Here is a 676-nt window from a genome sequence, read left to right as displayed (position 1 = left end):
CCGAAAAACAGCGCCATCTATCCTCGCTACATCAATATTAACATCTCGCAAATTGGAATTTATGAAATTAGAACCGCCTATATCAGCATTTTTTAGACTAGCCATGGAAAGATCTGCCCCTGAAAAATCAGCATAAGCCGCCATAGCATCCACAAGTTTTACACCTTTCATTATAGCATCAACAAAACTTGCATTCATAAGCGCTGCACTATTCATTACAGCACCACCCAACAGAGCATGATTAAAAGAAGCGTTCCTCAAATTTGAGGCAGTAAAATCAGCCTCTGAAAGATCTAAACCATCAAAAATTGCCCGATGCAGCTCTAGCCCACTTAAGTTTGACTTAGCAAAATTATCCAAAGGCAAATCCAGCTCTTCACCAGTTTCAAAAAAAATAGTTATCATTTGTTCCCCCAATCCACTTGATCTATCTTCAGCTCAGACACAGGTTTGGTTTGGGAAAAAGGGGACAGATTTATTTTTCCTACTCTAATTTTGACTAGTGTTTATATCTCTCATTCCCACTGTATACCACTGCCGATCTTACCCACACTGAACCACGTGAAGCGGATAGTTCAGTAAAACCACTCGCCTCTGCCTAGGTCTCGCGGAGCCTCCCTGCTCAGAGAATTAGAGCAGGGAAAATAAATATGTCCCCTTTATGCTGCCCGAGGCC

Annotated in this window: 1 protein-coding gene; it reads right to left on the bottom strand. The window is 41.9% G+C overall.

The window, feature by feature from the left end:
* Nucleotides 1-405: pentapeptide repeat-containing protein (locus tag ACLJNW_RS22995; protein ID WP_410961062.1), on the bottom strand; the 405-nt coding region annotated here is incomplete at its 3' end.
* Nucleotides 406-676: the final 271 nt, after the last annotated feature.

The organism is Salmonella sp. SAL4457 (assembly GCF_046548235.1).
In the GTDB taxonomy this organism is placed as follows: domain Bacteria; phylum Pseudomonadota; class Gammaproteobacteria; order Enterobacterales; family Enterobacteriaceae; genus Salmonella; species Salmonella enterica.
The sequence above is the reverse complement of the archived record's forward strand: the minus strand, read 5'-3'. Positions and strand labels throughout refer to the sequence as shown.